The organism is Niallia yueguangensis, from assembly GCF_052663115.1.
In genome coordinates, this window is the sequence record NZ_JBQTCX010000018.1 from 1 (window position 1) to 26789 (window position 26789).

At 35.6% G+C, this 26789-nt stretch carries 29 protein-coding genes and 1 pseudogene; 21 read left to right on the forward strand and 9 right to left on the reverse strand.

From position 1 onward, the window contains the following. Nucleotides 1-47: 47 nt before the first annotated feature. A pseudogene (gene rpsI / locus ACTYA4_RS15590) lies at nucleotides 48-131 on the forward strand (30S ribosomal protein S9); the annotation flags it as partial. Nucleotides 132-232: 101 nt separating this feature from the next. On the opposite strand, the gene ACTYA4_RS15595 reads toward rpsI, so the two are convergent. Continuing rightward, the gene (locus ACTYA4_RS15595; protein WP_443483564.1) at nucleotides 233-820 is read right to left on the reverse strand and encodes a site-specific integrase; all 588 of its coding nucleotides are present in this window, start codon (nucleotides 818-820) and stop codon (nucleotides 233-235) included. Nucleotides 821-833: 13 nt separating this feature from the next. On the opposite strand from ACTYA4_RS15595, the gene ACTYA4_RS15600 reads away from it, so the two are divergent. The 3 genes from ACTYA4_RS15600 to ACTYA4_RS15610 all read left to right on the forward strand — a co-directional run bounded on the left by ACTYA4_RS15600 (nucleotide 834) and on the right by ACTYA4_RS15610 (nucleotide 2097). Next, nucleotides 834-1598 carry an alpha/beta fold hydrolase gene (locus ACTYA4_RS15600; protein WP_443483568.1) on the forward strand — a complete coding sequence of 255 codons (765 nt, stop codon included), beginning with the start codon at nucleotides 834-836 and terminating at the stop codon, nucleotides 1596-1598. 81 nt (nucleotides 1599-1679) lie between these two features. Further along, complete coding sequence (locus ACTYA4_RS15605) at nucleotides 1680-1910, forward strand: DnaA N-terminal domain-containing protein (RefSeq protein WP_445505714.1); 231 nt, start codon at nucleotides 1680-1682, stop codon at nucleotides 1908-1910. After that, on the forward strand, nucleotides 1891-2097 hold the full coding sequence (locus tag ACTYA4_RS15610) for a hypothetical protein (protein ID WP_443483563.1): 207 nt from the start codon (nucleotides 1891-1893) through the stop codon (nucleotides 2095-2097). The genes ACTYA4_RS15605 and ACTYA4_RS15610 overlap by 20 nt, the downstream gene beginning before the upstream one ends. 474 nt (nucleotides 2098-2571) lie before the next feature. Here the strand turns inward: ACTYA4_RS15610 and ACTYA4_RS15615 are convergent, their stop codons facing one another. Next, nucleotides 2572-3402, reverse strand: a complete 831-nt coding sequence (locus ACTYA4_RS15615) for a MetQ/NlpA family ABC transporter substrate-binding protein (protein ID WP_443483562.1) — start codon at nucleotides 3400-3402, stop codon at nucleotides 2572-2574. Beyond that, nucleotides 3399-4598 (reverse strand): aminotransferase class I/II-fold pyridoxal phosphate-dependent enzyme, encoded by a 1200-nt coding sequence (locus tag ACTYA4_RS15620; protein ID WP_443483561.1) that lies wholly within the window; start codon nucleotides 4596-4598, stop codon nucleotides 3399-3401. Before ACTYA4_RS15620 ends, ACTYA4_RS15615 begins: the two co-directional genes overlap by 4 nt. A gap of 671 nt (nucleotides 4599-5269) precedes the next feature. Here ACTYA4_RS15620 and ACTYA4_RS15625 point away from each other — a divergent pair. The 10 genes from ACTYA4_RS15625 (at nucleotide 5270) to ACTYA4_RS15670 (ending at nucleotide 14735) form a co-directional block, all read left to right on the forward strand. Continuing rightward, nucleotides 5270-5779: a PspC-like choline-binding domain-containing protein gene (locus ACTYA4_RS15625; protein ID WP_443483560.1), complete on the forward strand. Its 510-nt coding sequence runs from the start codon at nucleotides 5270-5272 to the stop codon at nucleotides 5777-5779. Between the two features lie 454 nt (nucleotides 5780-6233). Then, a complete protein-coding gene (locus ACTYA4_RS15630) occupies nucleotides 6234-6761 on the forward strand; it encodes a YehS family protein (protein WP_443483566.1) in 528 nt (175 codons plus the stop codon). Between the two features lie 588 nt (nucleotides 6762-7349). Beyond that, nucleotides 7350-7826 carry a PTS sugar transporter subunit IIB gene (locus ACTYA4_RS15635; protein WP_443483559.1) on the forward strand — a complete coding sequence of 159 codons (477 nt, stop codon included), beginning with the start codon at nucleotides 7350-7352 and terminating at the stop codon, nucleotides 7824-7826. A 63-nt stretch (nucleotides 7827-7889) separates the two neighbouring features. Then, nucleotides 7890-8693, forward strand: coding sequence for a PTS mannose/fructose/sorbose/N-acetylgalactosamine transporter subunit IIC (locus ACTYA4_RS15640; protein ID WP_443483558.1), 804 nt, complete (start codon nucleotides 7890-7892; stop codon nucleotides 8691-8693). After that, nucleotides 8686-9504: a PTS system mannose/fructose/sorbose family transporter subunit IID gene (locus ACTYA4_RS15645; RefSeq protein ID WP_443483557.1), complete on the forward strand. Its 819-nt coding sequence runs from the start codon at nucleotides 8686-8688 to the stop codon at nucleotides 9502-9504. Before ACTYA4_RS15640 ends, ACTYA4_RS15645 begins: the two co-directional genes overlap by 8 nt. Before the next feature lie 161 nt (nucleotides 9505-9665). Continuing rightward, the gene (locus ACTYA4_RS15650) at nucleotides 9666-10088 is read left to right on the forward strand and encodes a PTS sugar transporter subunit IIA (RefSeq protein WP_443483556.1); all 423 of its coding nucleotides are present in this window, start codon (nucleotides 9666-9668) and stop codon (nucleotides 10086-10088) included. A gap of 10 nt (nucleotides 10089-10098) precedes the next feature. Continuing rightward, nucleotides 10099-11778, forward strand: a complete 1680-nt coding sequence (locus ACTYA4_RS15655; RefSeq protein WP_443483555.1) for a glycoside hydrolase family 13 protein — start codon at nucleotides 10099-10101, stop codon at nucleotides 11776-11778. 315 nt (nucleotides 11779-12093) lie between these two features. Continuing rightward, nucleotides 12094-12852: a MurR/RpiR family transcriptional regulator gene (locus ACTYA4_RS15660; protein ID WP_443483554.1), complete on the forward strand. Its 759-nt coding sequence runs from the start codon at nucleotides 12094-12096 to the stop codon at nucleotides 12850-12852. A 205-nt stretch (nucleotides 12853-13057) separates the two neighbouring features. Beyond that, the gene (locus ACTYA4_RS15665) at nucleotides 13058-13561 is read left to right on the forward strand and encodes a hypothetical protein (RefSeq protein ID WP_443483553.1); all 504 of its coding nucleotides are present in this window, start codon (nucleotides 13058-13060) and stop codon (nucleotides 13559-13561) included. Between the two features lie 55 nt (nucleotides 13562-13616). Continuing rightward, nucleotides 13617-14735, forward strand: coding sequence for a GIY-YIG nuclease family protein (locus tag ACTYA4_RS15670; protein ID WP_443483552.1), 1119 nt, complete (start codon nucleotides 13617-13619; stop codon nucleotides 14733-14735). 43 nt (nucleotides 14736-14778) lie between these two features. Here the strand turns inward: ACTYA4_RS15670 and ACTYA4_RS15675 are convergent, their stop codons facing one another. Further along, nucleotides 14779-14958 (reverse strand): small acid-soluble spore protein H, encoded by a 180-nt coding sequence (locus tag ACTYA4_RS15675; RefSeq protein WP_443483551.1) that lies wholly within the window; start codon nucleotides 14956-14958, stop codon nucleotides 14779-14781. 166 nt (nucleotides 14959-15124) lie between these two features. Between ACTYA4_RS15675 and ACTYA4_RS15680 the strand changes: the two genes are divergently transcribed. Further along, entirely contained in the window at nucleotides 15125-15649 is a 525-nt protein-coding gene (locus ACTYA4_RS15680) for a DinB family protein (protein ID WP_443483550.1), read from the forward strand. Nucleotides 15650-15771: 122 nt separating this feature from the next. Continuing rightward, the gene (locus tag ACTYA4_RS15685) at nucleotides 15772-16335 is read left to right on the forward strand and encodes an SF0329 family protein (RefSeq protein WP_443483549.1); all 564 of its coding nucleotides are present in this window, start codon (nucleotides 15772-15774) and stop codon (nucleotides 16333-16335) included. 30 nt (nucleotides 16336-16365) lie between these two features. Here the strand turns inward: ACTYA4_RS15685 and ACTYA4_RS15690 are convergent, their stop codons facing one another. Beyond that, nucleotides 16366-17028 (reverse strand): DUF3885 domain-containing protein, encoded by a 663-nt coding sequence (locus ACTYA4_RS15690; RefSeq protein WP_443483548.1) that lies wholly within the window; start codon nucleotides 17026-17028, stop codon nucleotides 16366-16368. Nucleotides 17029-17102: 74 nt separating this feature from the next. Between ACTYA4_RS15690 and ACTYA4_RS15695 the strand changes: the two genes are divergently transcribed. The 4 genes from ACTYA4_RS15695 to ACTYA4_RS15710 all read left to right on the forward strand — a co-directional run bounded on the left by ACTYA4_RS15695 (nucleotide 17103) and on the right by ACTYA4_RS15710 (nucleotide 19695). Then, nucleotides 17103-17417, forward strand: coding sequence for a hypothetical protein (locus ACTYA4_RS15695; protein ID WP_443483547.1), 315 nt, complete (start codon nucleotides 17103-17105; stop codon nucleotides 17415-17417). A 102-nt stretch (nucleotides 17418-17519) separates the two neighbouring features. Then, nucleotides 17520-17906, forward strand: coding sequence for a DUF5071 domain-containing protein (locus ACTYA4_RS15700; protein WP_443483546.1), 387 nt, complete (start codon nucleotides 17520-17522; stop codon nucleotides 17904-17906). 83 nt (nucleotides 17907-17989) lie between these two features. Beyond that, a complete protein-coding gene (locus ACTYA4_RS15705; protein ID WP_443483565.1) occupies nucleotides 17990-18424 on the forward strand; it encodes a DUF4275 family protein in 435 nt (144 codons plus the stop codon). Between the two features lie 335 nt (nucleotides 18425-18759). Further along, complete coding sequence (locus ACTYA4_RS15710; protein ID WP_443483545.1) at nucleotides 18760-19695, forward strand: aldo/keto reductase; 936 nt, start codon at nucleotides 18760-18762, stop codon at nucleotides 19693-19695. 301 nt (nucleotides 19696-19996) lie between these two features. On the opposite strand, the gene ACTYA4_RS15715 is transcribed toward ACTYA4_RS15710, so the two are convergent. Genes ACTYA4_RS15715 through ACTYA4_RS15725 form a run of 3 tightly spaced genes read right to left on the reverse strand, consistent with a single transcriptional unit; the run spans nucleotide 19997 to nucleotide 22726 of the window. Next, entirely contained in the window at nucleotides 19997-20827 is an 831-nt protein-coding gene (locus tag ACTYA4_RS15715) for an ABC transporter permease (RefSeq protein WP_443483544.1), read from the reverse strand. After that, the gene (locus tag ACTYA4_RS15720) at nucleotides 20820-21665 is read right to left on the reverse strand and encodes an ABC transporter ATP-binding protein (protein WP_443483543.1); all 846 of its coding nucleotides are present in this window, start codon (nucleotides 21663-21665) and stop codon (nucleotides 20820-20822) included. The genes ACTYA4_RS15715 and ACTYA4_RS15720 overlap by 8 nt, the downstream gene beginning before the upstream one ends. Before the next feature lie 14 nt (nucleotides 21666-21679). Beyond that, nucleotides 21680-22726 (reverse strand): ABC transporter substrate-binding protein, encoded by a 1047-nt coding sequence (locus ACTYA4_RS15725; RefSeq protein WP_443483542.1) that lies wholly within the window; start codon nucleotides 22724-22726, stop codon nucleotides 21680-21682. A 397-nt stretch (nucleotides 22727-23123) separates the two neighbouring features. On the opposite strand from ACTYA4_RS15725, the gene ssuD reads away from it, so the two are divergent. After that, entirely contained in the window at nucleotides 23124-24254 is a 1131-nt protein-coding gene (gene ssuD / locus ACTYA4_RS15730) for an FMNH2-dependent alkanesulfonate monooxygenase (protein WP_445505715.1), read from the forward strand. A gap of 129 nt (nucleotides 24255-24383) precedes the next feature. On the opposite strand, the gene ACTYA4_RS15735 is transcribed toward ssuD, so the two are convergent. After that, the gene (locus ACTYA4_RS15735) at nucleotides 24384-25679 is read right to left on the reverse strand and encodes an MFS transporter (protein WP_443483077.1); all 1296 of its coding nucleotides are present in this window, start codon (nucleotides 25677-25679) and stop codon (nucleotides 24384-24386) included. Between the last annotated feature and the right edge of the window lie 1110 nt (nucleotides 25680-26789).

Genomic DNA, 26789 nt, shown 5'->3' on the forward strand with positions numbered 1-26789 from the left:
ATTATAAATAGTTAAAATAAAAACTTCTAAGAAAAGAACGTTTCTTCGAAGTTAGAAACCAAGAAATAAAAGAACGTAAAAAATACGGTCTTAAAGGCGCTCGTCGTGCACCTCAGTTCTCAAAACGTTAATAAACCTTATATACCAAGGTTTTGCCCTCTATGCTCTTATGGAGCAGGGAGGGCTTTTTCATGTCCAAATTTGGAATTGAATACCCCTTGAATACCCCGAGCTAAAATTTCATGTACTTCTGGAACATCTTGGCTGTTTTCTCCTTCGCTTCATCAGTCACATGAGTGTAAATATCCATCGTGGTTTGAATATCCGTATGTCCGAGCCGAGCTTGTACATCTTTGATGGAAGCACCAGCTGCAAATAACAAACTGGCATGTGTATGCCTAAAGGCGTGAACATTTATTTGCGGCAGCTCTGGGTTCTTTTGATAGATCCGCTCCAGCTTTTCATTCAAGTAAGCCAGTCGGCAATAATCCATTTCATGTTTTAACTGATTATAGACCGTAAAGATTGGCTGCTTATCATCAGATTGAAAAGGAGCGGCAAGTTCTAACGTCAGATAGCGCTGTATTTGCTTACTACGCCATTTCTTTAAGATCGCCATTGTTTCATCGTCCACGCTAACCACACGCCGAGAGGCCTTTGTTTTCGATGTCTGGAGCTGCTTTTTGCCACTCGTGTGAATCAATGTCTTTTTCAAGCTGATCGACTTATGATGGAAGTCCACGTCCGACCAATGCAGGGCATACAGCTCCCCCTTGCGTGCTCCTGTGAAGGAGAGTAGTCGAAACATGGTATAAGCCATGTCGTCGTCCTGAATTCATGGGCATGGGGAATCCGATTGGAATCCTGAGAAGTATACAGCTAAGGCAATGGCGAAAGATTTTGCTGAATTTATTGAAGTGGAAATAGGTGAGAAAACAGTTATATCTGGTCATTCATCAGGCGGAATGATTGCAGCATGGATGGCGGCATATTATCCTGAATTTGTACTAGGCACTGTGATTGAAGATTCACCTTTCTTCTCAACGGAACTAGATAGACGAGAAAACACATATGTTTGGGTATATGGGTTTCAAATGTATGAAGACTTTAAAAATCAACACGAAGTGAAAGATTACTTCACTTACTCTTTAGAGAACAGTTACTGGAAAAAAATGTTTGGGAATTTTCTTTGGAATAAATTTTCGAAAGATGCCATAGCATATCATGAAAAACATCAAAATGAGCCAGTACATTTAGCTTATTTACCTCCACAAATCAATAGAATGTTTGAATCCGAAACTTATCTATTCGACCGCAAATTCGGAGAAGCATTTTATGATAATTCATGGTTTGAAGATTATAATCAGGCAGAAATAATGTCAAAGATTAAGAGTCCAACAGTGTTCTTAAAAGCAAATACTACTTATGACGGCAATTTATTAGTAGCAGCGTTATCAGATGAGGATGCTGATCGCGTAGTTGATTTATTAGAAAATGGAAAAAGAATTGATATTGATACTCCTGAACATGATATCCATTATGATAAACCAAAAGAATTTACGGAGGCTCTGGTTAGTTTTTTGGAAGACCTACAATAGATGAAGTAAACTCTTTACAATCAAGAATTTCTGGTCACAGTGATCAAAAATTAAGAGGGGATTCCCCATTTATGGGAGATTATTTTAATCAAAATCTCAACTAGGATATCAAAACCTTCATTCGATACTTGGATTGCATCGGCATCAGGCAAAATATTGGACGAACATACACTGGTAATTACGGAGGCAAATGACTTTTCAAAGGAATGGATCAAGGAGGGATATGAGCATCTCTTTATGGAAGTGTTAAAAGAGTTAACTGGTCAAGATTTCAAAGTAAAAGTTATATTCCTTGATATACAAAAATATTAATACTAAAATTGAGATGGATAAGGAACAAGAGATGGGGTATATATTGCTTGCCTGCAAGGAGATTGGCTTATCCTCTAATCAAGTGAAGCAAATTCATTCAAGCCTACTTGCTCAGTTTAATACACATACACCTGAAGAAGCTAAAAGGGAAGGGATAAACTGGTTCCAATCACTTGAGAAGGAATAACTCAACAAACATAAAAATCCCAGAATCAGTGAATTCATAGACATCAGAAGTCTCAATCTGACATTACCCAAGATAGGAGAGTCAAATAGTACCAAAAGATTATGTACATAGAGCGAGAAGGTTCGTAGAGAATTGGTGCGAATGAAGAACGGGTTCACTATCAAATATTTTACTTACATTCGACAAATATCGGGTTGCTTTGGGGCGTCACTGTACCAAAATTAATTGGCGAAGAACAACCACCTGGTCGTGGTAGACCAAGAAAAATATTAACTACTGATAGAGCGCAACCCCAATCGGTATGGGTTTTACTGCCCGTTAGTGCGGGATAGAAGATGCTTATTGTTTATTTACTTTTAATCCGGAAAGAGTTCTAGACACTGCAACACTAGACATACCAAAAAAACCGTATCCTACAAAGTGTAAGATACGGTTTTATTAGGCGTATTACTATATCCCTATCCTTACTAATGTTTATTTTTTAAAATAATCCGGTAAACGATAATTATCATATTTGCTATCTGCTTCAATTACGTCCTGAAATGACTGATTTTTATATGCCGATACAATATCTTTCGCCCATTGAGCATCTTTGTTCTTGTCGGTTACTGCAACAATGTTAATAAACGGTTCAGTCATATTCTCTAATTTCAAGGCATTTTTTAATTTTAATCCATTCGACACAGCAAAATTCCCTTGAATTGCTACATAATCACTATCATCTAACGCCCTCGCAGCATTTGCGGATTCTAATGGTATTAAATTGAGTTTGTGTGGATTACTCGTGACGTCATTTAAAGAAACGGACAATGGATCGTTCTCTTTTATTTCAATTAATCCAGCTTCTTTTAGTATTCCGAGCGCCCTTGCCATATTAGATGGATCACTTGGAATTGCTACACTCGCACCATTTTTAATATTTTCAAGAGATTTCTCTTTCTTAGAATAAATCCCCATGGGAGGTGTTGGCACCTGCACGATTGGAACATTATTAATTTTTTCTTTATTATTGATGGAAGTTAAGTATGTACGATGTTGAAACACGTTTGCGTCTACACTTCCTTCATCCAACGCTAAGTTTTCTTGCACACCGTCACTAAAATTCTTATACTCAATCGTATATCCTTTTTTCTTCAATTGTGGTTCAATTCCCTCTTTAAATTCATCGATATACGGGCCAGGACTAAAACCAACTATTAAACTTTTCTTATTAGGATCGCTACTAGCTTTCTTTTCGTCATTTCCACAACCCGTCAATACAAAGATAATAGAGACTACTATAAAAAGACTAATCCACTTTTTCATCCTTTACCCTCCAATAATGCATAATCAAATATACCTGTATTTGCAATTCTTCTTGCAGCTTCTCGTATTCTATCTTCTGACTCTAGTAAACCAAGTCTCACATAACCTTCTCCTCCAGGACCAAATCCTGTTCCTGGTGCAACTGCAACATGTGCCTCTACTAATAGTTTTTCAGCAAACGCTTCTGATGTATACAGCGCTGGAATTTTCGCCCATACAAAAAATGATCCTTTAGAAGGCTCAATCTCCCAGCCAATATCTTTAAAAGTTGTCACGAGTGTATTACGTCTCGTCTCATATAAATTTTTCAACTCTTGTACAGGTTTTTTCGGGCCATTTAATGCCGCTGATGCTGCATCTTGAACAGCTCCAAAGAGACCGCTTGCTGTATGGTCTTGGAAATTATTCAGTGCACGGATAATAGAAGCGTTTCCGACTGCAAAAGCTACGCGCCATCCCGCCATATTAAATGTTTTGGACAGCGTATATACTTCGATTCCATACTCTTTTGCCCCTTCTGTTTGTAAAAAGCTACGTGGTTTTTCACCATCAAATCCAAAAGCTCCATAGGCAAAATCATGAAAGACAGCAATATGATGTTGTTTTGCGAAAGCTACTGTTTCTTCAAAAAACGAAGCAGTAGCAACTGCACCTGTTGGATTGTTTGGATAATTCAACATTAATAATTTTGTACGAGCAGCAACATCTTGCATGACATCTTCATACGTTGGTAAAAAGTTTCGCGCCTCTGTTAATGGCAACGTGTGCACTTGGGCTTGTGCGACTTTCGCTGTAGAATGATAAATCGGATAACTAGGATCTGTCGTCATTAATACATCCCCTGGCTCCAATAAACATTGTCCAATTTCAGCAAGACCGATAACAGAGCCTGCAAAAACAGTAATCTCACTATCAATATCTAAATCTACATCATATTCTTCCTTATAAAATTGCTGAATCGCTTGTTTAAAAGCTAATTTTCCACCATGTGGAGCATATCCATGATTACTCGGAATATCCACCGCCCCTTTTAATGCCTCGACTATATGTACTGGCGTTGGTTGATCTGGATTGCCACGTCCAAAATCAATGATATCAATTCCCTTCGCACGATAACGAGCAACTTTTTCTACTAGTTCAAAGAAAAACATCGGTGGCAAACTATTAACGATAGATGATTGTTGAAACTGTACCATATTATCCCCTCTTTCTTTTTATCGCATAACATTGAAAAGTGAAAGCACCTCGTTCAGCCTCGACAAGTAAATGACGAGTCGCCATAGTAGGCGTTCTTTGACAACATAGGGGACTTGGCTTTTACTCTCGAGAGGCTAGGTGCTGTAACTAGATACCAAAAACCCTTCTTTTCGAAAGAAGAGTTTAGTAAACAAAAGCTCTTCTTATCTCCCGTATAGATTTTATCCCGCATTAACAGGTAGTAATATCCCCACTTCAAGGGCACTAAGTGGGGATAACTGACCGTAAAAGCCCGATTGGTTCAACTAACAATCAATGAGAGATGGAGCCCCTACTAATTGAAGTTTCACTTTACTCGTTGCAAGTAGCACAGTACTCAAAAACAAGCCTGTTGATGAAGCTTCATTAGGGCAAGTCCCTCCACTTCTCTTAATAAGGTTTTAATTCATAGTAATTTGATAGTATTAATGAGAGTTTAGATGATTCAAAATAGAAAGTCAATCAAAATTACCTGCCATATCACATAAAAAATACCGTTTCGCAACGGCATAATAGAACAACCATTATAACTGTCGATTGTTTCATAATACAGCATTTTACTACTTACACACTTACAATTAAACAGGAAGCTATTTACGGAGAAGTAAGCCAAAACTTACAAAATGTACAAGTGTATCAGTTTATAACAGGTTCAAATTGGGCTAAATATGATGGGATTTGGCATTATTATGATTCTGCGACAGGTAAATTTTCTACTGGTTGGAAAGTAATCTCTAAATCGCAGTATAATTTTAATAAAGACGGGGAAATGCAGACAGGCTGGCTGACGATAAATGGCAAAAAGTATTATTTCAATACAAAGGGAATGATGCAGACAGGCTGGGAAAAAATAAGCGGCAAGCAGTATTACTTTAATACATCTGGAATACTGCAGACTGGTTGGCAAAAAATAAAGGGCAAGCAGTATTACTTCAATACATCCGGAATACTGCAGACTGGTTGGCAAAAAATAAGCGGCAAGCAGTACTACTTCAATACATCTGGAATAATGCAAACAGGCTGGCAAAAAATAAAAGGCAATAAATATTACTTTAACACCAAGGGAATGATGGTGACTGGCAAACAGAAAATAAATGGGAAATATTATTATTTTACTCACCAAGGTATTTTGAAAAAATAGAGTTTATCGATAAGAAAGCAATTAGCTATAAAACAATAAAATACCTTATTGAATAAAGAAGGATTGCTTCTGTAATCCTTAGGCTGTCGAGAAATCTCGACAGCCTTTACTTTTTTCTTCTTCTATTCACCGCGGTATTTTAAAATAATATGCCAATCTAATATAGGTTGGTGATATACATGACTAAAAATCTAGGGGGATATTTAGTATATATTATACAAATATTAATTCAGGTAAACTATAAAACATGTCTTTAAAGTGTTAAACTATTAATTTAATGGGCATATGCTTAAAAGTGGTAGGTTTTTTAATTGTTGGCGAGTGTTGGAGATATAATATTAAGGACTATTCTTGGTGATACTATATTTAACATTATAAGGGTTTAAATTTAGAGCATTTTGGAGAATACGCTTTGAATGCTGTGAAAATAGTCAATATTTCAGGAGGATTAAAGATGAATATGAATAATAATGATATATTAATTAGATTAAGATATGCTCTAGATATAAAAAATGCAGATATGGTAGAGATATTTAAACTTGGAGGCATTGAAGTAACAAAAGAAGAAGTGCTAAAGATGCTCATAAAATCGAAGGACAGTTACCATAATGAAGTGGACAGTGATGGTGATATAAATGAAGATAATATAGAATGCAATAATTTCACGTTAGAGTCATTTTTGAATGGCCTTATTATATTTAAAAGAGGAAAACAAGATTCAAAACCAGGTCAACCTGAAAGACCAGCAATTTCTATAAAGAATAATGGAAGTGTTAATAATGTATTGCTAAAGAAATTGAAAATAGCACTAGCATTAACAAGTGAGGACATGCTTGATATCTTAGAAAAAGCAGGAGTCGTTATAACAAAAGGAGAATTAAGCGCTTTATTTAGAAAAGAAGGACATAAGAATTATGTAGAGTGTGGTGATAGATACGCTAGGAATTTCTTAAAAGGATTAGCTTTAAAATATAGAGAATAAAAAAATCCTCGTAGCTTAGATGGTATTGAAGAGATAACAAAATAAATTTCCCGTACAAAAAATAACTCCAAATAAGACCCTCTATTCGTAAAATGACTATTTCCGAATAGAGGGTCTTATTTGATACAAATCCTTGTCCTCCAGTATGTTCTTTTCGGTCAACATCGGCGAACTTTATTTTCCCTAACTTCTGGTCACAGTACGTCCCGGATTTGTCGAAGATTGATAGAGTAGTAGTACAAAAGCTTTTTCCTTTGTTTATATGATGAAGGCGGAATATTTATTTAGTGATTTAAAGATAGTAAATCTATTCGGTTTACCAATTATATATCCTATTTTCGCTTGTGTAGTTATGCTTTTTGTTAGCGTGGTTTACATCATTGCGATGTTGAAAGTGATAAGAGGGAGAGAAGTAAGCAATTAAGGATGGGGAATTTTCCCGTAAAATTGACACTTTTCTCATTCTAATTATCATTTTCCCAATATGCTTTAAACCTGTTGTTAGCGTTTTCTTCTGATGTTATTCTCAATTTATAGCAAAAAGAAAGCGTATTCACTAAAGAAGATCAGAAAAAGGAGATTAGAAAAATGGGATTAGTATTAGCACGAATTGATCAACGTTTGATTCACGGAATTGTAGTAACACAATGGGCAGCACACACAAAAGCAAAACGGTTGATGGTAGTCAATGATGAAGTAAGTAAAGATGAAGTTCAAAAAGCAGCGATGCGTATGAGCAAGCCTGCAGGAACTGGGATGTCGATCATTGATACGGACACTGCAATTGCCAACTTCAATGCGGGAAAATATGATAGCCATAATGTTTTATTAGTTGTTCGTGAACCTGAAACATTATTGAAGCTTGCTAAGGGAGGCGTCCAAATTCCGAAAGTAAACGTAGGGATTATTTTTGATGGTGAAGGCAAAACAACGGTGAAGAAAATGGTTTCTGTAGATGACAAAGAAGTAGCTGATTTAAAAGCTTTAGAACAAAAAGGAATTCCAGTCACATTCCACTTTGTACCGGGAGAAGTAGAAGAGCCACTAGAAAAATATATTAAATAACAAATAAAGTTCTAGTAGCTCCTTTCGTCAGAAATTACTAGAAGACTAGGAAGAGGAGAAAAAATGGAAATTATTCAAGGAATACTCATAATTGCATTGGCCTTTTGGATGGTTCTTGACCAACAAGGATTTGTCATTACGACTTGGTTCCCATCTATTATTGGAATGATTGCAGGGCTTATTATGGGAGATATGGCAACAGCAATGATTATAGCCGGGACATTCCAATTAATGGCTTTAGGGGTGGCGAATATTGGTGGTTCATCCGTTCCAAACTATGGTCTTGCGACACTTGTTGGGATTTATGTAGCAATCCGTACAACCAATGATGTTGAAAATGCGAAAGCTATTGCCTTAGCAGTAGGTGTACCCGTCGGAATGTTAGGGATTCAATTAGATGTTCTAGGGAAAATATTGAATTCATATGTATCTCATGCAGCTCAAAGTGCGTTAAATGAAGGGAAATTCAAGAAAATGGAACGAATTTTTTGGATTGGACCTCTAATCTTTGGTTTAACCACAGCTATTCCAACTGCACTTTGTGTGTTATTCGGAGATAAGATTGTTAAGTTGATCTTGGAAATTGTTCCTAAATGGTTTACAGATGGATTATCAATTGCTGGTTCTATGCTGCCAGTGGTTGGGATTGCGTTATTACTTCAATTTATGCCAGTGAAGAAATACTTAACAATGCTTTTAATTGGATTTGTGATTTCTGCGTATCTTGGCTTACCAATCCTGGGCATTGCAATCTTAGGTTTTGCATTTGCATATTACTACTTCACACAAAATATGAATAAAACCCCTGCGACAGCTGGGACGGCAGATGCTGATACATTTGGTGAAGGAGACGACTTTGATGAATAACACAGAGAAGACAAATGATGTTGTAACGAAAAAAGACATTCGAAAAGCAGCCATTCGCTATATGTTCATGGCTTGTAACACATTTAACTATGAAAATCAACAAGGTCCGGCAGTTGTATATGGATTGAGCAAAATTTTACGAAAAATCCATAAAAAAGATGAGGATTATAAAGCATCTTTAAACAACCATTTTAATTATTTCAATACCACTACCTGGATGGCGAATTTACTTTTAGGAGCCTCTGTGGCGATGGAAGAAAAAGATGGAATTAAGTCAAAAGATGCGGTTCAAGCATTCAAAACAGGAATGATGGGACCGTTAGCTGGTGTTGGAGATACGCTTGTTTGGGTACTTTATCCAACAATTATGGGATCGATTGCTGGGTATATGGGGTTGCAAGGAAATCCAACAGGTTCCATTATTTGGTTGCTATTAAATATTTTCTTCTTCTTTTTCCGTGTGAAATTATTCGAATTGGGACACACATCTGGTTTGAAATTAATCACTGCTCTTGGGGATAAATTAAATATCTTCACCGAAGCCGCTTCAATCATGGGTTTAACAGTAGTTGGAGCATTAATTCCTTCAGTTGTAAAAATGAATATTCCAATTGAATTTAAAACTGGGAAAGTAGAATTACCTATTCAAACAGAAATTTTAGATAAAATTATGCCTGCTTTACTACCAGCTGCTTTAACATTTGTTGTCTACAAATTGATTGCTTCGAAGAAATTTAGCGTGACGCAAATTATTTTCATGGTCATTGCATTGGCGTTGATTTGCTCATTCTTTGGGATTTTAGGAGTTTAAATCGCCTAGCTTCAGAGTGTAGACAAAGTGATTTTAGCAGAAACTTCATTTAAAGAGGATGTTCAAAAGGGCACCCAACTAAAGCTGTGAATCTCTTCGTTGGTTTGCTTCTAAATTTGTTGCTTTTTTGAACACGTAATGAAAGAAAGGAAACGAAATGTATGCGAAAAATTATTATTGCGAGTCATCATAAAATGGCAGAAGGTGTAAAAGATACTTTGAACTATATAACAGGAGATCATGGCAATGTTCATGCGCTTTCTGCATACTTAAATAATACACCGATTCAGGAAGAAATTGAAGAATTGTTAAAAGATGTAAAGGGAGAAGACGAAGTATTGGTCTTCACAGACTTATTAGGAGGATCAGTCAATCAAGCATTCTTCCCATATACCGCCCGTCCGCATTTTCATGTGATTACGGGAATAAATTTACCGGTTATTATGTCTTTGATATTGGAGCCTGATAATGACTATTTAACAGTCGATCAGATCCGTTTTGCTCTAAATGAAGCAAAGGAGCAGTTAGTGTATGTGAATGACTTTGTAGCGAATATGTCAAAAGATGACGAAGACGATGAGTAAGGAGAAGCTGATGGAAAAAGATTGGTGGAAAAAAAGTGTCGTTTATCAAATATACCCACAAAGTTTCAATGATACAACTGGAAGTGGGACAGGTGATTTAAACGGGATTATCGAAAAACTCCCCTATTTAGCGGATTTGGGCATTGATGTGATTTGGTTGAACCCTATTTATCAATCGCCTCTGGTAGATAATGGATATGACATTGCGGATTATTTTAAAATCAATCCTGAATATGGAACCATGGGTGATTTCAAACGACTTTTGGATGAAGCGCATCTCTTAGGTATCAAGATTATTATGGACTTGGTGGTTAATCATACGAGCGATCAACATGAATGGTTCAAAAAATCTTGTGAATCGCGTGATAACGAGTATGTTGATTTTTATATTTGGAAAGATCCAAAAGAAGATGGAAGTGCACCAACGAATTGGGGCTCAACGTTTGGTGGTCCGGCCTGGGAGTATGTAGAAAGTCGCGGACAATATTATCTGCATTTATTTGCTAAAGAGCAACCCGATTTGAACTGGGAGAATCCAAAGGTTCGTGAAACAATTTACGACATGATGAAATTCTGGTTTGAACTGGGGATTGATGGATTCCGAATGGATGTAATCAGTTTGATTAGCAAACGTCAAGATTGGCCAGATGCACCAGAAGATGCAGTCTATACAAAATCATATTATATCGGTGCCTCAAATGGGCCACGTGTACATGAGTTTCTTCATGAAATGAATCGCGAAGTATTAAGCAAATACAATATCATGACTGTGGGAGAAACGGCGAATACAAATAGTGATCAAGCGATTTTATACACGGACCCTGATCGAGAAGAATTAAATTTAGTCTTTCATTTTGACCACATGCATTTAGACTATGGACCATATGGTAAGTTTTCAGATGTTCGCTTTAAGATGAGCGAGTTGCGAGACGTTATGACTGAATGGCAATGCAAGCTAGAAGGTCGTGGTTGGAACTCGCTTTATTGGAGCAACCATGATCAACCACGTGCGGTTACCCGTTTTGGAAATGACACGAACTATCGAGTAGAATCGGCGAAAATGTTAGGAACACTTCTTCATATGATGAAAGGCACGCCTTTTATTTATCAAGGGGAAGAGTTAGCAATGCGCAATGTTCGCTTTACTGCCTTTGATCAATATAAGGATATTGAAACCTTAGGAGTGAAGAAAGAATTTGAGGAACACGGACTTCCAGAAGCGTACATTAAAAAGTCAATTTTTTTGAAATCACGTGATAATGCGCGTACGCCAATGCCTTGGAATGGAAGTGAAAAGTCTGGATTTACTACCGGAACACCCTGGATTGATTTTAGTCCGGATAATGTAAACATTAACGTAGAAAATTGTCTAGCAGATAAAGATTCTGTGTATTACCATTACAAAGAATTAATTCGCCTTCGCAAAGAGTTACCAGTTGCTGTTGATGGAACCTATAAACTGATTAACCCGACTGATTCCGATGTCTATGGTTATATACGTATACTTGAAAAGCAAAAATTAGTGGTGATTTGTTCATTTGCAGAAAACAAAGTGAACTACACTTTACCAAAAGAGTTAAAAAAATCATCCGGAAAATTGTTATTATCAAATTATCATGATACAAAGAAAGAACTAGACAGCTTAGAGCTTCGCCCGTATGAAGCAGCAATCTATCTTATTGAAGAATAAAGGACTAACTTGACTAGTAAGAAATCTACTCTTGCTAGTCTTTTTTACGGTATACTGAAAAGAAAGTCTACAGGCTGAAGTCCTTGTCGAAACAGATAGTGTGGACAGTGATAACAATAATTCGGGTAGCAATTGCAATGTAGATAAACTACAGGAAAAGAGAGCAGGCTTCCGTTGGATCTTTTCTATACATCTATTATAGTCTGGGTACTAGAACAATTTCGGTAGGAAAATATTGTATGAAAAATCTGACTTTTTTAGAGAAAGCATTAGGTGAAAACCTATCTGAAATTCATTTTACAAGGTGGAAATGGTATGGAATTTGAGTTAAGTGTAAAGATGAATTATGACAAATTGACCGATTCTGAAAAAGGAATGGTAAAATTTATGATGAATCGACCGCAAGATGTCATTGATATGAATATTGTAGAATTGGGCGAGGCGATGCTTAGTTCAAAAAGTTCGGTGCTTCGCTTAGCAAAAAAGCTGGGATACCGTGGATTTTCAGAATTAAAGTATGTCATTCGCGAGTCCATGACTATCTCAACATTAGAGCCCTCTGATTTGACTCAATTATTAAAACAGGATTTAGATTGGATATTTCGTTATGTGGAACAAACGAATTTTCAACCTTTCTTACAGAAGTTAAAAGATGCACGCATGGTCTTTTTATACGCTACTGGTTTTTCACAGAATAATTTCACGAAAGAATTTTCTAAGGATTTGATGATTGCGAATCGGTCGAATATGTTGATTTCCGGCGATTCAAACTTGTCGATAAGTAGTTCTATCATAATGGAAGAGGATTTGATTATTTTCACTTCATTTAGCGGTGAAACAGCCGGTATAAAAGATGTCATTCGAACGTTAAAAATGAAAAATGTACCAATTGCGACGATTACGAAGTTTGGTAGTAATTTTTTGAGTGAAAATGCCGACTATTCATTCTTTTTTGAAGCAACTCCACTACCGAGCCATCAGCATAAGCAATTAGTCCATTCGATTATTGGTTTAGAAGTGATACTCGATGTAATTGCACGAAAATATCGTGAGTTTATTCTCTTTGATGAGTAAAAAAAGAAATCCGGGCTACAAAATAAGAGGTAGCTTGGATTAATACGTGAAATAGGCATAATATTACATATCATCTCAAAACTTATATGAGCGGATGATGCAATTTGGCAGTTGATTCAAATGTGATGAGAGGTTAGAAATGAGCTTTATTTGCAGGGAATCGCTCTTTTTTTGTCGAAATAATGCGTGGAAGGAGCGAATTTTTATGGCAGAGGTTAAAGCGGTAAAAATTGATGGGAAGAGTATCCATGTATTTAATAGTGCGATCTATATCTTTGAGTCAAGTACGGGATATACTTTGGAATTAGATATCATTGTAAGTGAAGTTGTTGTGAATAAATATAAACATGAGGAAAACCTTATTTTAGAGATAGAATTGCAAGATGGCAGAGTAATAAATTCATTTATGCACTTAAAAAGCTTATCAGGAGGATTGCCTCAGCTTAATTTATTTTGTGAACTGAATGATATGGAAGAATATCAAGATTTTCATTTAGTGAACGAAAACGATTCTTTTTTTTCAAATATAGAAGAGGGGATCACTTTAGAGGAAATAAGAAAATATGAAATGCCGAATGAAAAAGTCATATTAAAATTAAATTTGCCAATTGATCAAGCAGAATGGATAAAGCAGAAAAAAAACAAGGAATTAGCAGAAATATTTAAAGAAGCTATATATGATTATTGGAAAAAACACGGAAATGAATAATGATTATACATAGATAAGAATATCAGTAGAGTATGCAATGTAATAATAGGAAGTAATGAAGGGGGGAATCACGATAAATCTCAAAGAGAAGGCAAAACAGCTTCCCTCATCCCCAGGAGTTTATTTATGGAAAGATGCCTCTGATCATATCATATATGTGGGAAAATCGAAAAATTTAAAAAATAGAGTTCAATCTTACCTTCAAAACTCCAAGAATCATTCTAAAAAGGTTGAAAAGCTTGTCAAACAATTAAGAGATTTTGACTATATTGTAACTGATACAGAATTTGAAGCTTTTATGTTGGAATGTCATTTAATAAAGGAATTAAAACCATTTTATAATAAATTGATGAAAAGTCCTCAATCATACACGTATATTATGATCCGCATGGATAAAGGGCTTTATAGGATAGAGCAGACCAATCAGATGAATGAAAATGACGGCAATCTATATTTTGGTCCATATTCAAGCAAAAATACTGTAGAAAAAGCAATCATTGGGATAAAAGAATTTTTTAAAATGAATTGTAATAGTTTATCCAATAAAAATACGCCATGCTTAAACTATTCATTAGGATTGTGTATCGGCATGTGTTTTAACCGTTCAGCAATGGAGCAGTACCATCACATCATTAATAGAATCATTGCTTTACTTGAGGGGACAGATACAAGCATCCTCGAAGAAATGGAACAAAAAATGATCGATGCTTCGATAAATTTTGATTTTGAAAAGGCAGCAAAGGTTAGAGACTGTATAGAAACTGTAAATTCCCTTTTAAAAAAAGAAAAAGTAATCGAATTCACAAAAGAAAATAACAATATGGTTGTGATGGAATGCGTAGATGACATTAAAGTGAAACTGTTCCTAATTAACAGGAATAAAGTTCTTTTTAATCAAATGTTTGAAATAGAATCCATTAAAAAACAATGTGCAACGATTAAATCAAATATTTTAGCGTATTTTAAAACAAAATGCCCTAATTCTCCCATTGTCATTACGAAAGATGAAATAGATGAAGCGCAGATCATCTATCGATATTTAAATAGTAATGCTTGCGAATATTTGAGTATTCCTGAAAAGTGGCTATACAAGGAAAACGATGACAAAATTGGTATAGCGATTCATGAAATTTTAAACTCAATACTAGGGGAAAGGTGCCAACCAAGTACATAAAAACACTACCTTGAAGTAGTGTTTTGTTTGAAAAAAATCCAAATCATGCTTCTGTTAAATCCTCTATTGAAACACTTTGTTTAGTATTTGGATCGTCAAGAGGATGGATGGTAGCTGTTCCATTTTGTTGGTCTACATGTTCAATATAGATACGTTTTCCGTTATATGTAACATTAGCCATTGTCTCTAAACTAGAAATGATTTGTGCGCGTTGTACGTCCATGATAGAACCTCCTTTCTTTTTTAACAGTTACAGTATTTGTATTATGCTGATTAATATACGTTTGTTGCCAAAAAAAACGGTTATCACAGATTTAGAGAAACATAAGCAGTTGCATGCTATTATGGAAGGAGTTGCCTGAGGATTCATCATAGAAAGGAGCAGTTATATGAATTTTAGTATGAAAGAGGCTATTGAGATTCTGGAGCGTACACCACAAACATTGGAGTATTTTTTATCTGGGTTATCTGATGGGTGGCTGCAATGCAATGAAGGAGCAGGAACTTGGAATGTCATTGAAGTGGTTGAACACCTTATTGAGGGAGAGAAAAATAATTGGGTACCAAGATTAGAATTTATTCTTCAGGAAGGTGAAAGTAAACCATTTCCGCCGTTTGATCGTTATTCGCACTTAAATGACAGTTCTGAAAGACCGCTTGAACAAAAGCTGTTTGAATTTAAAACGATTAGAACACAAAATATAACTAAGCTTAAGAGTATTATTGATCCTGAATTGCATCTTGAATGGACGGGTTCACATCCTGCATTTGGCGTAGTGAAGTTAAGGGAATTGCTTTCTACGTGGGTTGTTCATGATCTAACGCATATTTCTCAAATTGTACGGGTAATGGCTGAGAGATATAGGACGGATGTTGGGCCTTGGAAAGAATATTTAGGTATATTGAAAAAGTGACAGGAGAAAAAAGGTCAGATCCCGAATGTGAAATTTATCAAAGTGGGGTTTGATCTTTTTTTCTTGATTATCTCATCATGGTTAGCGAGATTAAATGTAAATTTTAGAGAAGGTGAAATGATTTGCAATGGAGTAAGTTGAAAAATACGGTGGAAAGTTTTCTCTGTGATAGGTTAAAAGGGCGTATCGAATTACATGCAGCGGTTTATCGGAAATTTCATGATGGTCCAAGGAGAGTCTGGATTACATTTGAAAAAGAAGAAATATTAAGTGCTGCGGATGTTACATATGCAGTAAAACATGAGAAGTTATATCAACAAATAAAAGAGGAAAAAAAGCTAAAAGGAATTCCTTATAACCGAGATTGGAAGGTAATGTTCAACTCACAGGAACGACAAGAGTTGGTAAAAGCTTCAGATGATGCGGAGGAAATCTTGATAAAAGAAAGCATTTTTTCAAGCTATCATCTATATGAATCCTTTAAGATGTATAGTTCTTTATCTATCGACGAAGCAGTGAAATCAGAAAATAACATTATTCGGGCTTTTTCGATGTTCGATAGACGGTTAGGTAAAAGAAGGTTGAAAGAATTAACATTTCCTCAGAACACCCACCCATTGATTATTAATTGCTACAAAATAAGATGTGATGTGGAGGGACTAAAACAACGAGGTGAGAAGGTATAAAATTCATTTCACCTCTTGTTTTAACTGTTATTATTTGAATAACTGATCAATCTGTTCTCGATCATAATACAATATCCAATTATTTAGTTCTTCATACAGTAAACGTAAATCCTCCTTATTAGAAGAGATAACGTCACAGCCTCGATCATCATATAGGTGGTAAATCATTTTTTTTGTTACATTTATGAAGTAAATATCATAACCAGGACGGTAGTGATTTTTTAAAATACGTGTCGGATGTGGAAAGTCTTCATAGCTTATAGCGGATAGCAGTTGACTATATCGAATATCTTTCTTTTTACAAGACAGAACAAATCGATGGGTAACCATATCTTCATTATCTTCTTCAAAACCTTCCTCCGAGAATACGCTTGGCAATAACCTATATTGCAGTTTTTTTAACACTTCTTTACGCTTAACATATTTTTGATACACCTTTGTTGGTCTTTTTTGTAAAAAAGTATCATGTTTTTCACTATAAATGTCAGTGACGAGCAGCATTTCATCCGTATCATTAAAAGCTTTATTAAAAATTCCAGTGCTTCTTTCTTTGATTTGCTGAAGATTGCGTTTATCTTCGTGTTTCACACCTGGTATTGAAATTTCAAAGCGAATGCCATATTTCCATGAATAAAACAAGGGTGTTCTTAGGGGTAAGTTTTCAAAGTTTTCGAACATGAATTTATTTAACATTAATAATTCTCCTGTCATTTCGATATTTTGTATTTTTGCTGAATGTTATAATAACTTTTAATAGGAGCATGTACATGAATAAACACGAGTATTTTAATACAGTCAATTATACAGGGAATCATCTGCATGTAGGGAATTGGAAAGATGAATCCATGCCGTTGATTGAAGCAATTGCTTGGGTAAGACAGGATTGTTTAATGGATTTGTTTTTTGATGATTTTGAAACAGACAATGAAATACAAGAAATATTTTTAAATAATGGATATTTTTACGAAAAGTTTAAAGGTGGATACATTGGCACTGTAAAAACGGATGAAGAAGCATATAACATGTTCCAAAAATGGGTGGAGGAAGTATTATATCCTTATCGGAATCTAGATAAAACTTAAATTAAAGGTGCAGAGTGAAACAAATAAGGTTAATGAAGTGGTAGGTAATGGGTACATAAAGAAAAAATAAGTAGTTTAAAAGTCAAACACCAAGGTGGAAACATGAATAATTACACAGAATTTATACCAAGAAATAAGCATGACTTTGAAAGAGTGGACCAATTAAAGAAGTTGAATAGAAGTGAGATATTACCTTTGTTGCCTCGTCTTATGGAATGGACTCAGGATATGAATTGGCCGATAGCAAATGAAGTGGCGGAACTTCTATTAACATTCCCGAATGAAATTATTCCGCTTATTAAAGATGTTTTAGCAACAAATGATAATGTGTGGAAGTATTGGTGTTTAGAAATTTTGGTCAAAAGATTACCTGATGATTTAAGGAAGCAATTTAAAAGTGATTTAATAAGACTTGTTGAAAGCCCAACAACAGAAGAAAGATTAGAAGATCTTGATGAAAAAGCCAACGGGATTTTACAAACGTTTTAGGAAAGTAGTTTGACTGTTAATGAACTTTTTCTAAATCTGAAATTAGGAATAAATCATAAGGTGGTGTTATGTTGGAAGATATGATGGATTTAATATCATCACTAAGAAGTAAAAAAGTAAAGGTGACTGAAATACCTAAATGGGGAACCTATCTACGGAAGCAATGGGAAGACAATTTTGCCAATCATCTTAGCGAGAAAGAAAAGAAAGCTATTTATCTTTATGATGAAGGTAGGTGGAGTGGCTTTTTGTGGCATCTATTTAGTTATGAAAAAAAGAAATGTTACAAAGAAGAACAAGCTGATATCGCATTTAATAGAGAATCAAAAAGATCCTGTTATGTTTTTTATCAGCATTCCGACGATGCTGTCATCCTTGAAAATGCCTTTTCTTTAACTGCTGATGATTTTGTAAACGAACATGATGTTTACGTAGTAGATAAGGGATTTAATTGGACTTATGTGAGAACGCATGAAACAGGTTGGTGTGGTCCGTATTTTAGTCGGAAAAATAAATAGATTTTTTAGCACTTAGTAGTAATGACATATATTTTTAGGCTGTTTTCTCGAAGTTAGTTGTTTTTTACGTAAAAAAATGGGAAAAGAAGTACTCAGCAGACTGAATACACGTAGACTCCTGTGGGAATGCGAGAAAGACGATACCCCACAGGAGCGTAGACGATGAGGAGGCTCGACGCTCGCCCACGGAAAGCGAAGTGTATTCAGGCTGCGAGTTTAAAAGCGACAATCTTTACGAAAACAGCATATTTTTAAAATTGGAAGGGATATTTCACTCCAACAATGAAAATAGTCTGAAAAAAGTTTATTATTGAAAGTATAAAGGAGGAGTACATATGAAATACAATACAATTAAACATACTGATTTAGAAGTTTCTAACATTATTATGGGCAATATGCGTATAGTGCAGCTTTCTTTAACAGAGGCAGAGAATCTTATTCGTACTGCAATGGATGAAGGCATTAATTTCTTTGATCATGCAGATATTTATGGTCCTGATTATATTGGTCAATGCGAAGCTTTTTTTGCGGATGCGATTAATATGAATGCAGCGATTCGTGAAAAAATGATTATACAGAGTAAATGCGGCATTCGTCCGAAAGAAGGGTATTATGATTTTTCAAAAGAACATATCTTAGAATCTGTAGATGGAATATTAAAGCGCTTAAAAACAGAATATTTAGATACGCTGTTGCTTCATCGTCCTGATCCGTTAATGGAACCTGAAGAAGTAGCAGAGGCGTTTGAAGTTCTTCATCAAAGTGGAAAGGTAAGATACTTTGGTGTATCCAATCATAATCCTGGCCAAATAGAGTTATTGCAAAAATACATTCCACAAAAGCTAGTAATCAATCAAATTCAATTTAGCATCGCACATACACCTGTTATTGATAGTGGTATTTCTTTAAATATGAAAATTGATCAATCAGTTAATCGTGACAGCAGTGTCTTAGAATATTGTCGTTTGCATGATATTACGATGCAGGCATGGTCTCCTTTCCAAACAGGATTTTTCGATGGGCCATTTTTAGGGGATTTAGAACGTTTTCCACAATTAAACGAAGTGGTAGACAATATTGCAAGTAAGTACGGTGTTACAAACACAGCCATTGCGATTGCTTGGATTACCACTCATCCAGCCAATATTCAAGTAGTGCTTGGGACGACGAATCCGCAAAGAATGAAGGATGCATGCAAAGGGGCAGATATTAAATTAACAAGAGAAGAATGGTATCAAATTTATAAAGCAGCAGGTAATATGGTGCCTTAATGGAGATAATAAAGGCTGTTTTCGGATAGAATGTTGCTTTTAAACGCGCAGCCTGCATACACTTCGCTTTCCGTGGGCGAGCGTCAAGCCTCCTCGTCGCATACGCTCCTGCGGGGTCTCGTCTTTCTCGCATTCCCACAGGAGGAGTCTACGTGTATGCAGGCTGCTAAGAAACGCTTTTCCAAATGTATTATTAAAAAACAACAAACTTTTTTGAGAAAACAGCCTAATAAAAAAACACTGAAGCTTTTTTTATTGTTTCAGTGTTTTTTCAGATTTTTAATTATTTTCTATCTAGGTTTTAGGCTTTTTGAGAATGTTTCCAAGCAGAAAAATAGCGTTCTAACGATGTTAATATCCAGTTGATTCCTAAACCTACTAACGAGATAGTGATAATTCCTGCATACATATTTGGGATTTCAAAGTTTAGTTGTGAATAATTAATTAAGTAGCCTAATCCAGAGGTGGCTCCTACCATTTCAGCAGCAATTAATACTAAAATAGAACTTGCTCCTGCAAGACGAATGCCAGTGAAAATGGTTGGTACAGAAGCTGGCAGTATTACTTTTTGAAATAACCGAAGTGATGACAGCCCCATTGATTTTGCTGATTTAATAAGCAAGGGATCTACTCCTTTTACAGCACTAACCGTATTTAATAAAATAGGCCATGAACATGCATACATAACAATCGAAATTTTAGACGATTCACCAATGCCTAAAATGAGAATAAAAACTGGTAAAATTGCTAATGCGGCTGTGTTTCGAAATAATTCTAATACTGGTGTTAATGTTTCAGCCACAGGCTTATACCAGCCAACTAATAAACCAAGTGGAATCGCTACAATTAATGCTAAAGAGAAACCAATAAATGATCGAAATAAACTTGACCCTACATGATTTACTAATTCACCCGATAGTAATAATTGGAACCATGCATGTGCTACTTCTGAGAAAGGTGGGAAAAATGCAATTTCCACTAAACCAAGCCGAGGTATTATTTCCCAAATAGCTAGTAATAATAGGATAGCCAACGATCTTTTTAAAGCTGCTTTAAAAAATGCTATTGGCAATATATAGTTCTTTTTCGTGTTTTTTTGTCTTAATGCTGTCGCTTCTTCTAAACTAGCCATGTTTAACTTCCTTTCTTTTAATGCTTCCTAATTGTTTTTCTTTTTCTAACTGCTGAGCTCTAGCAACCTCTTCGTGTAAAAGTTCCCAAATATTGTGGCGAATTTTTGTGAATTCTTGATTGGCACGTAAATCTTGTTCACCTGTTCTTTCCATTAATGGAATATCGATAATTTTCTTTATAGTACCAGGAGTAGAGGTCATTACAGCAACTCTTTGGCCTAAATAAACGGCTTCATCAATTCCATGTGTAATAAAGATGATGGTTTTTTTTGTTTGTTCCCAAATTCGAAGCAACTCTTCTTGTAACGTTTCTCTCGTTTGTGCATCTAATGCTGCAAACGGTTCATCCATTAATAGCACATCAGGGTTATAAGCAAGGCTGCGGGCAATCGCTACTCGCTGCTTCATACCTCCAGACAACTCGTGGGGATATCGATTTTCAAATCCGGTCAAGCCAACAAGTGAGAGGTAATATTTAGCTTGCTCCACTCGTTCTTTTTTAGGTATGCCCTTTGCCTCTAAACCAAATTCAATATTGCCTTGCGCTGTCTTCCATGGGAATAGAGCATATTGTTGAAAAACAATGCCGCGATCAAGGCTAGGGCCTTTTATTGGTTTCCCGTCTAAAAAAATTTGACCAGACGTTGGTTTTGACAGCCCACCGACTAAATCAAGAAAAGTAGATTTACCACATCCGCTTGGTCCAACAATCACCATAAATTCTCCGGTTTTTACTTCAAAATTGATGTCATGAAGAGCTGTAAATTTTGTTACTGTATTTTTTTGTTTTACGTTATATTCTTTAAAAACATTCTGGAATTTGATTTTTGCTGTCATTGTTTCTTCTCCTTTTACTGATTTTTGTAAGGGTTATAATCGTTTGTAAACACATCGTTCGGAGTAAGCTTTCCTTTTTTTAATTTTCCTGATTTAACAAGCTGGTTAATCCAAATGCTAAATTCTTTATCTTGAAGCAGACCGCCTTTACCCGCTATTCCCGTACTTTTCCATAACTCTAGACCTGAAGTATCTACATTTGCTCCATCGCGATTTTTCACAATTTTTATAAATCGATCAATTACTTGGTCTCGTGAAGTTGTTTGTGCCCACTCAATCGCTTTAGCTGTTCCTTCAATGAATTGTTTTGCGGTGTTTGGATTTTCTTTTAAAAATTTCTTATTCATTACATAACTGCCAGCAGTAAAGTTGCCAAATATATCATAGTCAGTAACTAAAGGATGGATGCCGCCGCGCTGTATTGCTTTATCTCGAAATATTCCTCCGAATAGAGCAGCATCAACTTGATTGTGTCGTAAAGCCATCTCGATATTTCCGAGTGGGACAGGAACTAAAGTGATGCTGCTGATTTCTTTTTTCGTTAAACCATTTCGCTGCAAGTATTCTTTCAACATGTATTCTCCGTGGGCGCCAAGCGTATTTAATGCAACTTTTTTTCCAATAAGATCTTTTGCATTTTTAACCGAGCTATTATCTAACACCATAAGACCAACCCATGAATCTTTATCGATGCCGTAAGTACCTATAACAGACTTAATGGGAGCCTTCGCTGCAATTAACTTAATAATGGCGCCGTTAAAAGCACTGCCGAAATCTACATTGTCCGTTACAACATTTTGTATTTCCTGCGGACCTCCACTTGGCGGGATGCCGACATTTTTCAGTTTGATAGGTCCTAAATAGCCTAAATCTTCCGCTAGTTCAGGGTAGCTTACAGCTCCTGGGCTGCTATAGTAACGCAGCTCTGTTGTTTCATATTTTCCATCCGCTGATTTACTGGCCTTTTGTTGTTCGCATCCTGTTAGAAAAATCGATGTAAACATGACTAAAGTTAAAAATACATAGAAAGTATTTAGAAACTTTCTTTTTTCCACATTCATTTTTGTTCCTCCGTTATTTAAACAAATTTATATAATATAAAAATAAATCCTTCGCTTTACTTATACTGAAACGCATAAGTAAGACAAAGGATCCTTTGGTTGTCCAATCAGATCTTATGTATTTTTATATAATTGCATTATTCCGATTAAAATACAAGGTTTTATTTTTTAGAAAAATTTTAAGAAAATTTTTGTTTGTTGGTTAATTCCCATTGTTTCAACTATTGTCCTGTTTTTAAAGTGAAAAAATTTATATAATATAAAAATAAATCCTTGCTTACCAATCGGAATAATGTAATAATGTGGTTGGTTTTTAAATAGATGAAAATTTAACCAAAGTATTTTTTATGTAAGGGAAAGAATTTTGTTTTATTTTAATATAGAGGAGAAGAGAATGATGAATTTGTTTTGGTTTATTCCAACAGGTGGAGACAGTCGTTATTTAGGTACAACAAAAGGAGGGCGTGAAGTTGATTTTAATTACATGAAGCAGCTTGCCCAGGCAGTTGACTCTTTAGGATATCAAGGAGCTTTGCTGCCAACAGGTCGTTCTTGTGAAGATTCGTGGGTTACAGCGTCTTCGTTGTTATCTGTCACTTCAAATATGAAATTTCTTGTAGCGCTGCGCCCTGGATTGATGATGCCGTCCGTTGCAGCACGCATGGCATCAACATTTGACCGATTATCGGGTGGTCGTTTATTAATTAATGTTGTATCAGGAAGCAATCCTGCAGAGCAAGCAGGCGATGGTTCTCATGTTAGTTATGATGAACGTTATGAACTGACAGATGAGTTTTTAGATGTTTGGCGTTCTTTGCTAGCTGGAGAAGAAGTTCATCATGAAGGCAAGCATTTAAATATTGACGGCGGCCGCCTTGTTTATCCACCAGTACAAACGCCTCATCCTCCTATCTATTTTGGTGGTTCATCAGAGAAGGCGCTTGATATAGCAGCAAAGCATAGTGATGTGTATTTAACATGGGGAGAACCTGTGGCACAGGTAAAAGAAAAGATTAGCAAAGTAAGAGCATTGGCTGAAAAACAAGGCAGAACAATAACATTTGGCATTCGTCTGCACGTTATTGTTCGTGAAACAGAAGAAGAAGCATGGGAAGCAGCTAATGATTTAATCAAGTATGTAGATGATGAAACAATTGAAGCAGCACAAAAAGAATTAAGCAAACATGTTTCAGAAGGACAGCGCCGGATGTTAGAACTTTCTAAAGGAAATCGAGACAATCTAGAAGTCAGCCCCAATTTATGGGCGGGGATTGGCTTAGTTCGCGCTGGTGCTGGCACAGCGTTAGTCGGTGATCCAGAAACAGTAGCACAACGCCTCAAAGAATACCAAGAAATTGGCATCGATACATTTATTTTATCTGGTTACCCGCACTTAGAAGAAGCTTATCGAGTAGCAGAGTTGCTATTTCCCCACTTGCCATTAGAGTCAGGAAATACAAGTGAGAAGAAAAAAGCTAAAGCATCTGCTGGTGTTGTAATTGCGGATCATGCTCTGCCAACTAGATAAAATGTAATATGAAAAAATGCTAGAAATCTCACTTTAGAGTGGAATTTCTAGCATTTTTTGATTAATTAATCTTTTATACTTTATTATTCCGCCGCATCAAGCGTAATATCCAACTGATTGCAGTTTTATTTATGCAAGTTCTTTCCCTTTTGTTTCAGGTGCCCATGCAATGGAGACGATTGTTCCAAGTAATAATACAGCAGCTAAAATGAGCATCGTATTTGATAAACCAAGTTTAATAATTAATGTAGGCAACAGGAATGTACCAAGTGCTGAACCAATGCGGCTGCATGCTGTCGCTACACCGACACCAGAAGCACGCAATTCCGTTGGGAAACTTTCTGCTGGATAAATTCCAACTAAATTGTTGATTGCAGAGATGAATAGTGTATATACAACAAATGCTGCAATTAACAGGAAGCTCATACTTTGTGGAATAATGCCAAGTAATGCAAGAGATACAAAACAAATAATAAACGAACTGATTAAGAAGCCTCTTCTTGAAAGCTTCACTGTTAAATACATTCCTACAAATGCACCAAGCAGTAAGAAAATATTTAAGATGATGTCAGCCGTGTGTCCTTCTTTCATATTAAAATAATCCAAAATAGTCGGCAGGAATGTAAATACAGAGAAGTATGGCAGTACAATACAAGCATAAAATAAGCCATTAAACATTGTTAATCGAATATATTTTTTGCTGAATAAATGACCAAGGCTTAATTGTTTTGTTTCCTTTTCTGTTTTTAGAACGACATTTTCACCTAGATGTTTTTCAACAATTGCTTGTGCTTCGTCCACTCGCCCTTTGCTGACTAAATATTTTGGGGACTCTGGTGTTCCGATACGCAAAAAGAGTACGAGCAATGCTGGGATTCCAGAGGAAGCAAGCATCCAACGCCATGAAACATCTGCATCTAATAAAATCATTCCAACGATGCTGGAAAAGACATAACCAATTGTAAAGAAAACGTTAAAGGTTCCGAGTAATGTTCCTCTATGACGTTTTGGAGAGAATTCGGCTAACATGGCTTGCCCAACCGTGTAATCTCCACCTAAACCAAAACCAATCGCAAAGCGCAAGAAGAACAGTGTCCATACATTTGGAGCAATAAATTGTAAGAACGATGCTAATGTAATTAAAATAAAACTAAATAAAAAGATTTTTTGGCGGCCAATATAGTCAGAAGCCCATCCTAATAAAAAGCTTCCAAAGAATAAACCGATTAGTACAGAACTTCCTAACAGCCCTAAATCAAATGCACTTAAGTTCCATTGTGCTGCTAATGACAGCAATGCAAAACTGATAATACCGATGACATACCCATCTGTAAAATGTGCACCAAATGTTAAGGAAGCTGTCTTAACATGGAATTTTGTTATGGGTGATTCATCCATTGTAATTTTCTTGTTTTTTTTCTTCATCAAATCCACCTTTATAAAAATGTATACTCAACAAGTGATGATTATCGATGCTATAATGATACATTTTCCTATATTAGGGATTTATATACGATAAAGTGAGATTTCAATTAGCAAGTGAACTGTGGGATACATTCACTTTTTTCGAGCATCCTGTAAGATATATTGATTGTGCATGAGCAGACGAGTTAACTCACGCAAACCAGAAAATCGGTTTTTTTGGTTTGCGTGAACTAACCAAGTGTTTAATTTTGTATTTAAAACAACACTTCAAATAAGATAAGGAAAAAAGTTAGTGATAAATCATTAATAGTGCTTGGATAACCATCTTTGTTGAACAAGAGGTCTATTCTCTTGCTACGAACTATTTAAACATTAATTGATTAATTATGCAAAAAATATTCAATGTGAAAATGGCTGTATCCATTGCTGTGACAGGGATAAAAAAATTTAAATTTTTTTATGAAGAAGCAGATTTTTATTGATTTTACTAGCTTTTGTGAAAGGAAGATGTGATTAGTTTTTGAATGAAGCTATAGTTGATTTTAGAATGAAAAGAGAGGAGAAATGAATGAAAAATGAATAAATTATTTTAATATTTAGATTTTTTATCCAAAAAGTCGTTGTTATCGACCTTTTGGATCAGTCTTTTTCATGGCTGTTTTCTCAAAGCTTGTTGTTTTTCACATGAAAAATTGGAGAAGAAGTGCTCAGCAGCCTGAATACACGTAGACTCCTGTGGGAATGCGAGAAAGACGAGACCCCGCAGGAGCGTATGCGACGAGGAGGCTCGACGATCGCCCACGGAAAGCGAAGTGTATTCAGGCTGCGCGTTTAAAAGCAACATTCTATATGAAAACAGCCTTTTTCATAAAAAGTTTCATAGATAAAATGTATGCTAATGAAATGAAGTAAAGGGCATAGGAATTAATTTATTTTTTAATATCTAGTTGACAGGTAGGAATAATACGATATATAATTCTGTTTAATTAGAAAACAAAATAAATTGCTGATCGGTAAACCGAAGGCATAACCTTAATATCTAGGAGGGTTATGCCTTTTTAGTAACATGTTATTATTTTCACTTTTGTCTTAATATTTCATATTATTTAT

Excerpts from the sequence above, each read along its gene's own strand:
- ACTYA4_RS15695 (WP_443483547.1), top strand. The coding sequence starts at position 17,103 with ATGAATAAACACGAGTATTTTAATACAGTCAATTATACAGGGAATCAT.
- ACTYA4_RS15635 (WP_443483559.1), top strand. The coding sequence starts at position 7,350 with ATGGGATTAGTATTAGCACGAATTGATCAACGTTTGATTCACGGAATT.
- ACTYA4_RS15650 (WP_443483556.1), top strand. The coding sequence starts at position 9,666 with ATGCGAAAAATTATTATTGCGAGTCATCATAAAATGGCAGAAGGTGTA.
- ACTYA4_RS15735 (WP_443483077.1), bottom strand. The coding sequence starts at position 25,679 with ATGAAGAAAAAAAACAAGAAAATTACAATGGATGAATCACCCATAACA.
- ACTYA4_RS15595 (WP_443483564.1), bottom strand. The coding sequence starts at position 820 with ATGGCTTATACCATGTTTCGACTACTCTCCTTCACAGGAGCACGCAAG.
- ACTYA4_RS15660 (WP_443483554.1), top strand. The coding sequence starts at position 12,094 with ATGGAATTTGAGTTAAGTGTAAAGATGAATTATGACAAATTGACCGAT.
- ACTYA4_RS15680 (WP_443483550.1), top strand. The coding sequence starts at position 15,125 with ATGAATTTTAGTATGAAAGAGGCTATTGAGATTCTGGAGCGTACACCA.
- ACTYA4_RS15725 (WP_443483542.1), bottom strand. The coding sequence starts at position 22,726 with ATGAATGTGGAAAAAAGAAAGTTTCTAAATACTTTCTATGTATTTTTA.
- ACTYA4_RS15630 (WP_443483566.1), top strand. The coding sequence starts at position 6,234 with ATGAATATGAATAATAATGATATATTAATTAGATTAAGATATGCTCTA.
- ACTYA4_RS15640 (WP_443483558.1), top strand. The coding sequence starts at position 7,890 with ATGGAAATTATTCAAGGAATACTCATAATTGCATTGGCCTTTTGGATG.
- ACTYA4_RS15705 (WP_443483565.1), top strand. The coding sequence starts at position 17,990 with ATGGATTTAATATCATCACTAAGAAGTAAAAAAGTAAAGGTGACTGAA.
- ACTYA4_RS15665 (WP_443483553.1), top strand. The coding sequence starts at position 13,058 with ATGGCAGAGGTTAAAGCGGTAAAAATTGATGGGAAGAGTATCCATGTA.
- ssuD (WP_445505715.1), top strand. The coding sequence starts at position 23,124 with ATGAATTTGTTTTGGTTTATTCCAACAGGTGGAGACAGTCGTTATTTA.
- ACTYA4_RS15670 (WP_443483552.1), top strand. The coding sequence starts at position 13,617 with ATGAAGGGGGGAATCACGATAAATCTCAAAGAGAAGGCAAAACAGCTT.
- ACTYA4_RS15720 (WP_443483543.1), bottom strand. The coding sequence starts at position 21,665 with ATGACAGCAAAAATCAAATTCCAGAATGTTTTTAAAGAATATAACGTA.
- ACTYA4_RS15655 (WP_443483555.1), top strand. The coding sequence starts at position 10,099 with ATGGAAAAAGATTGGTGGAAAAAAAGTGTCGTTTATCAAATATACCCA.
- ACTYA4_RS15715 (WP_443483544.1), bottom strand. The coding sequence starts at position 20,827 with ATGGCTAGTTTAGAAGAAGCGACAGCATTAAGACAAAAAAACACGAAA.
- ACTYA4_RS15710 (WP_443483545.1), top strand. The coding sequence starts at position 18,760 with ATGAAATACAATACAATTAAACATACTGATTTAGAAGTTTCTAACATT.
- ACTYA4_RS15645 (WP_443483557.1), top strand. The coding sequence starts at position 8,686 with ATGAATAACACAGAGAAGACAAATGATGTTGTAACGAAAAAAGACATT.
- ACTYA4_RS15620 (WP_443483561.1), bottom strand. The coding sequence starts at position 4,598 with ATGGTACAGTTTCAACAATCATCTATCGTTAATAGTTTGCCACCGATG.
- ACTYA4_RS15700 (WP_443483546.1), top strand. The coding sequence starts at position 17,520 with ATGAATAATTACACAGAATTTATACCAAGAAATAAGCATGACTTTGAA.
- ACTYA4_RS15675 (WP_443483551.1), bottom strand. The coding sequence starts at position 14,958 with ATGGACGTACAACGCGCACAAATCATTTCTAGTTTAGAGACAATGGCT.
- ACTYA4_RS15615 (WP_443483562.1), bottom strand. The coding sequence starts at position 3,402 with ATGAAAAAGTGGATTAGTCTTTTTATAGTAGTCTCTATTATCTTTGTA.
- ACTYA4_RS15690 (WP_443483548.1), bottom strand. The coding sequence starts at position 17,028 with ATGTTAAATAAATTCATGTTCGAAAACTTTGAAAACTTACCCCTAAGA.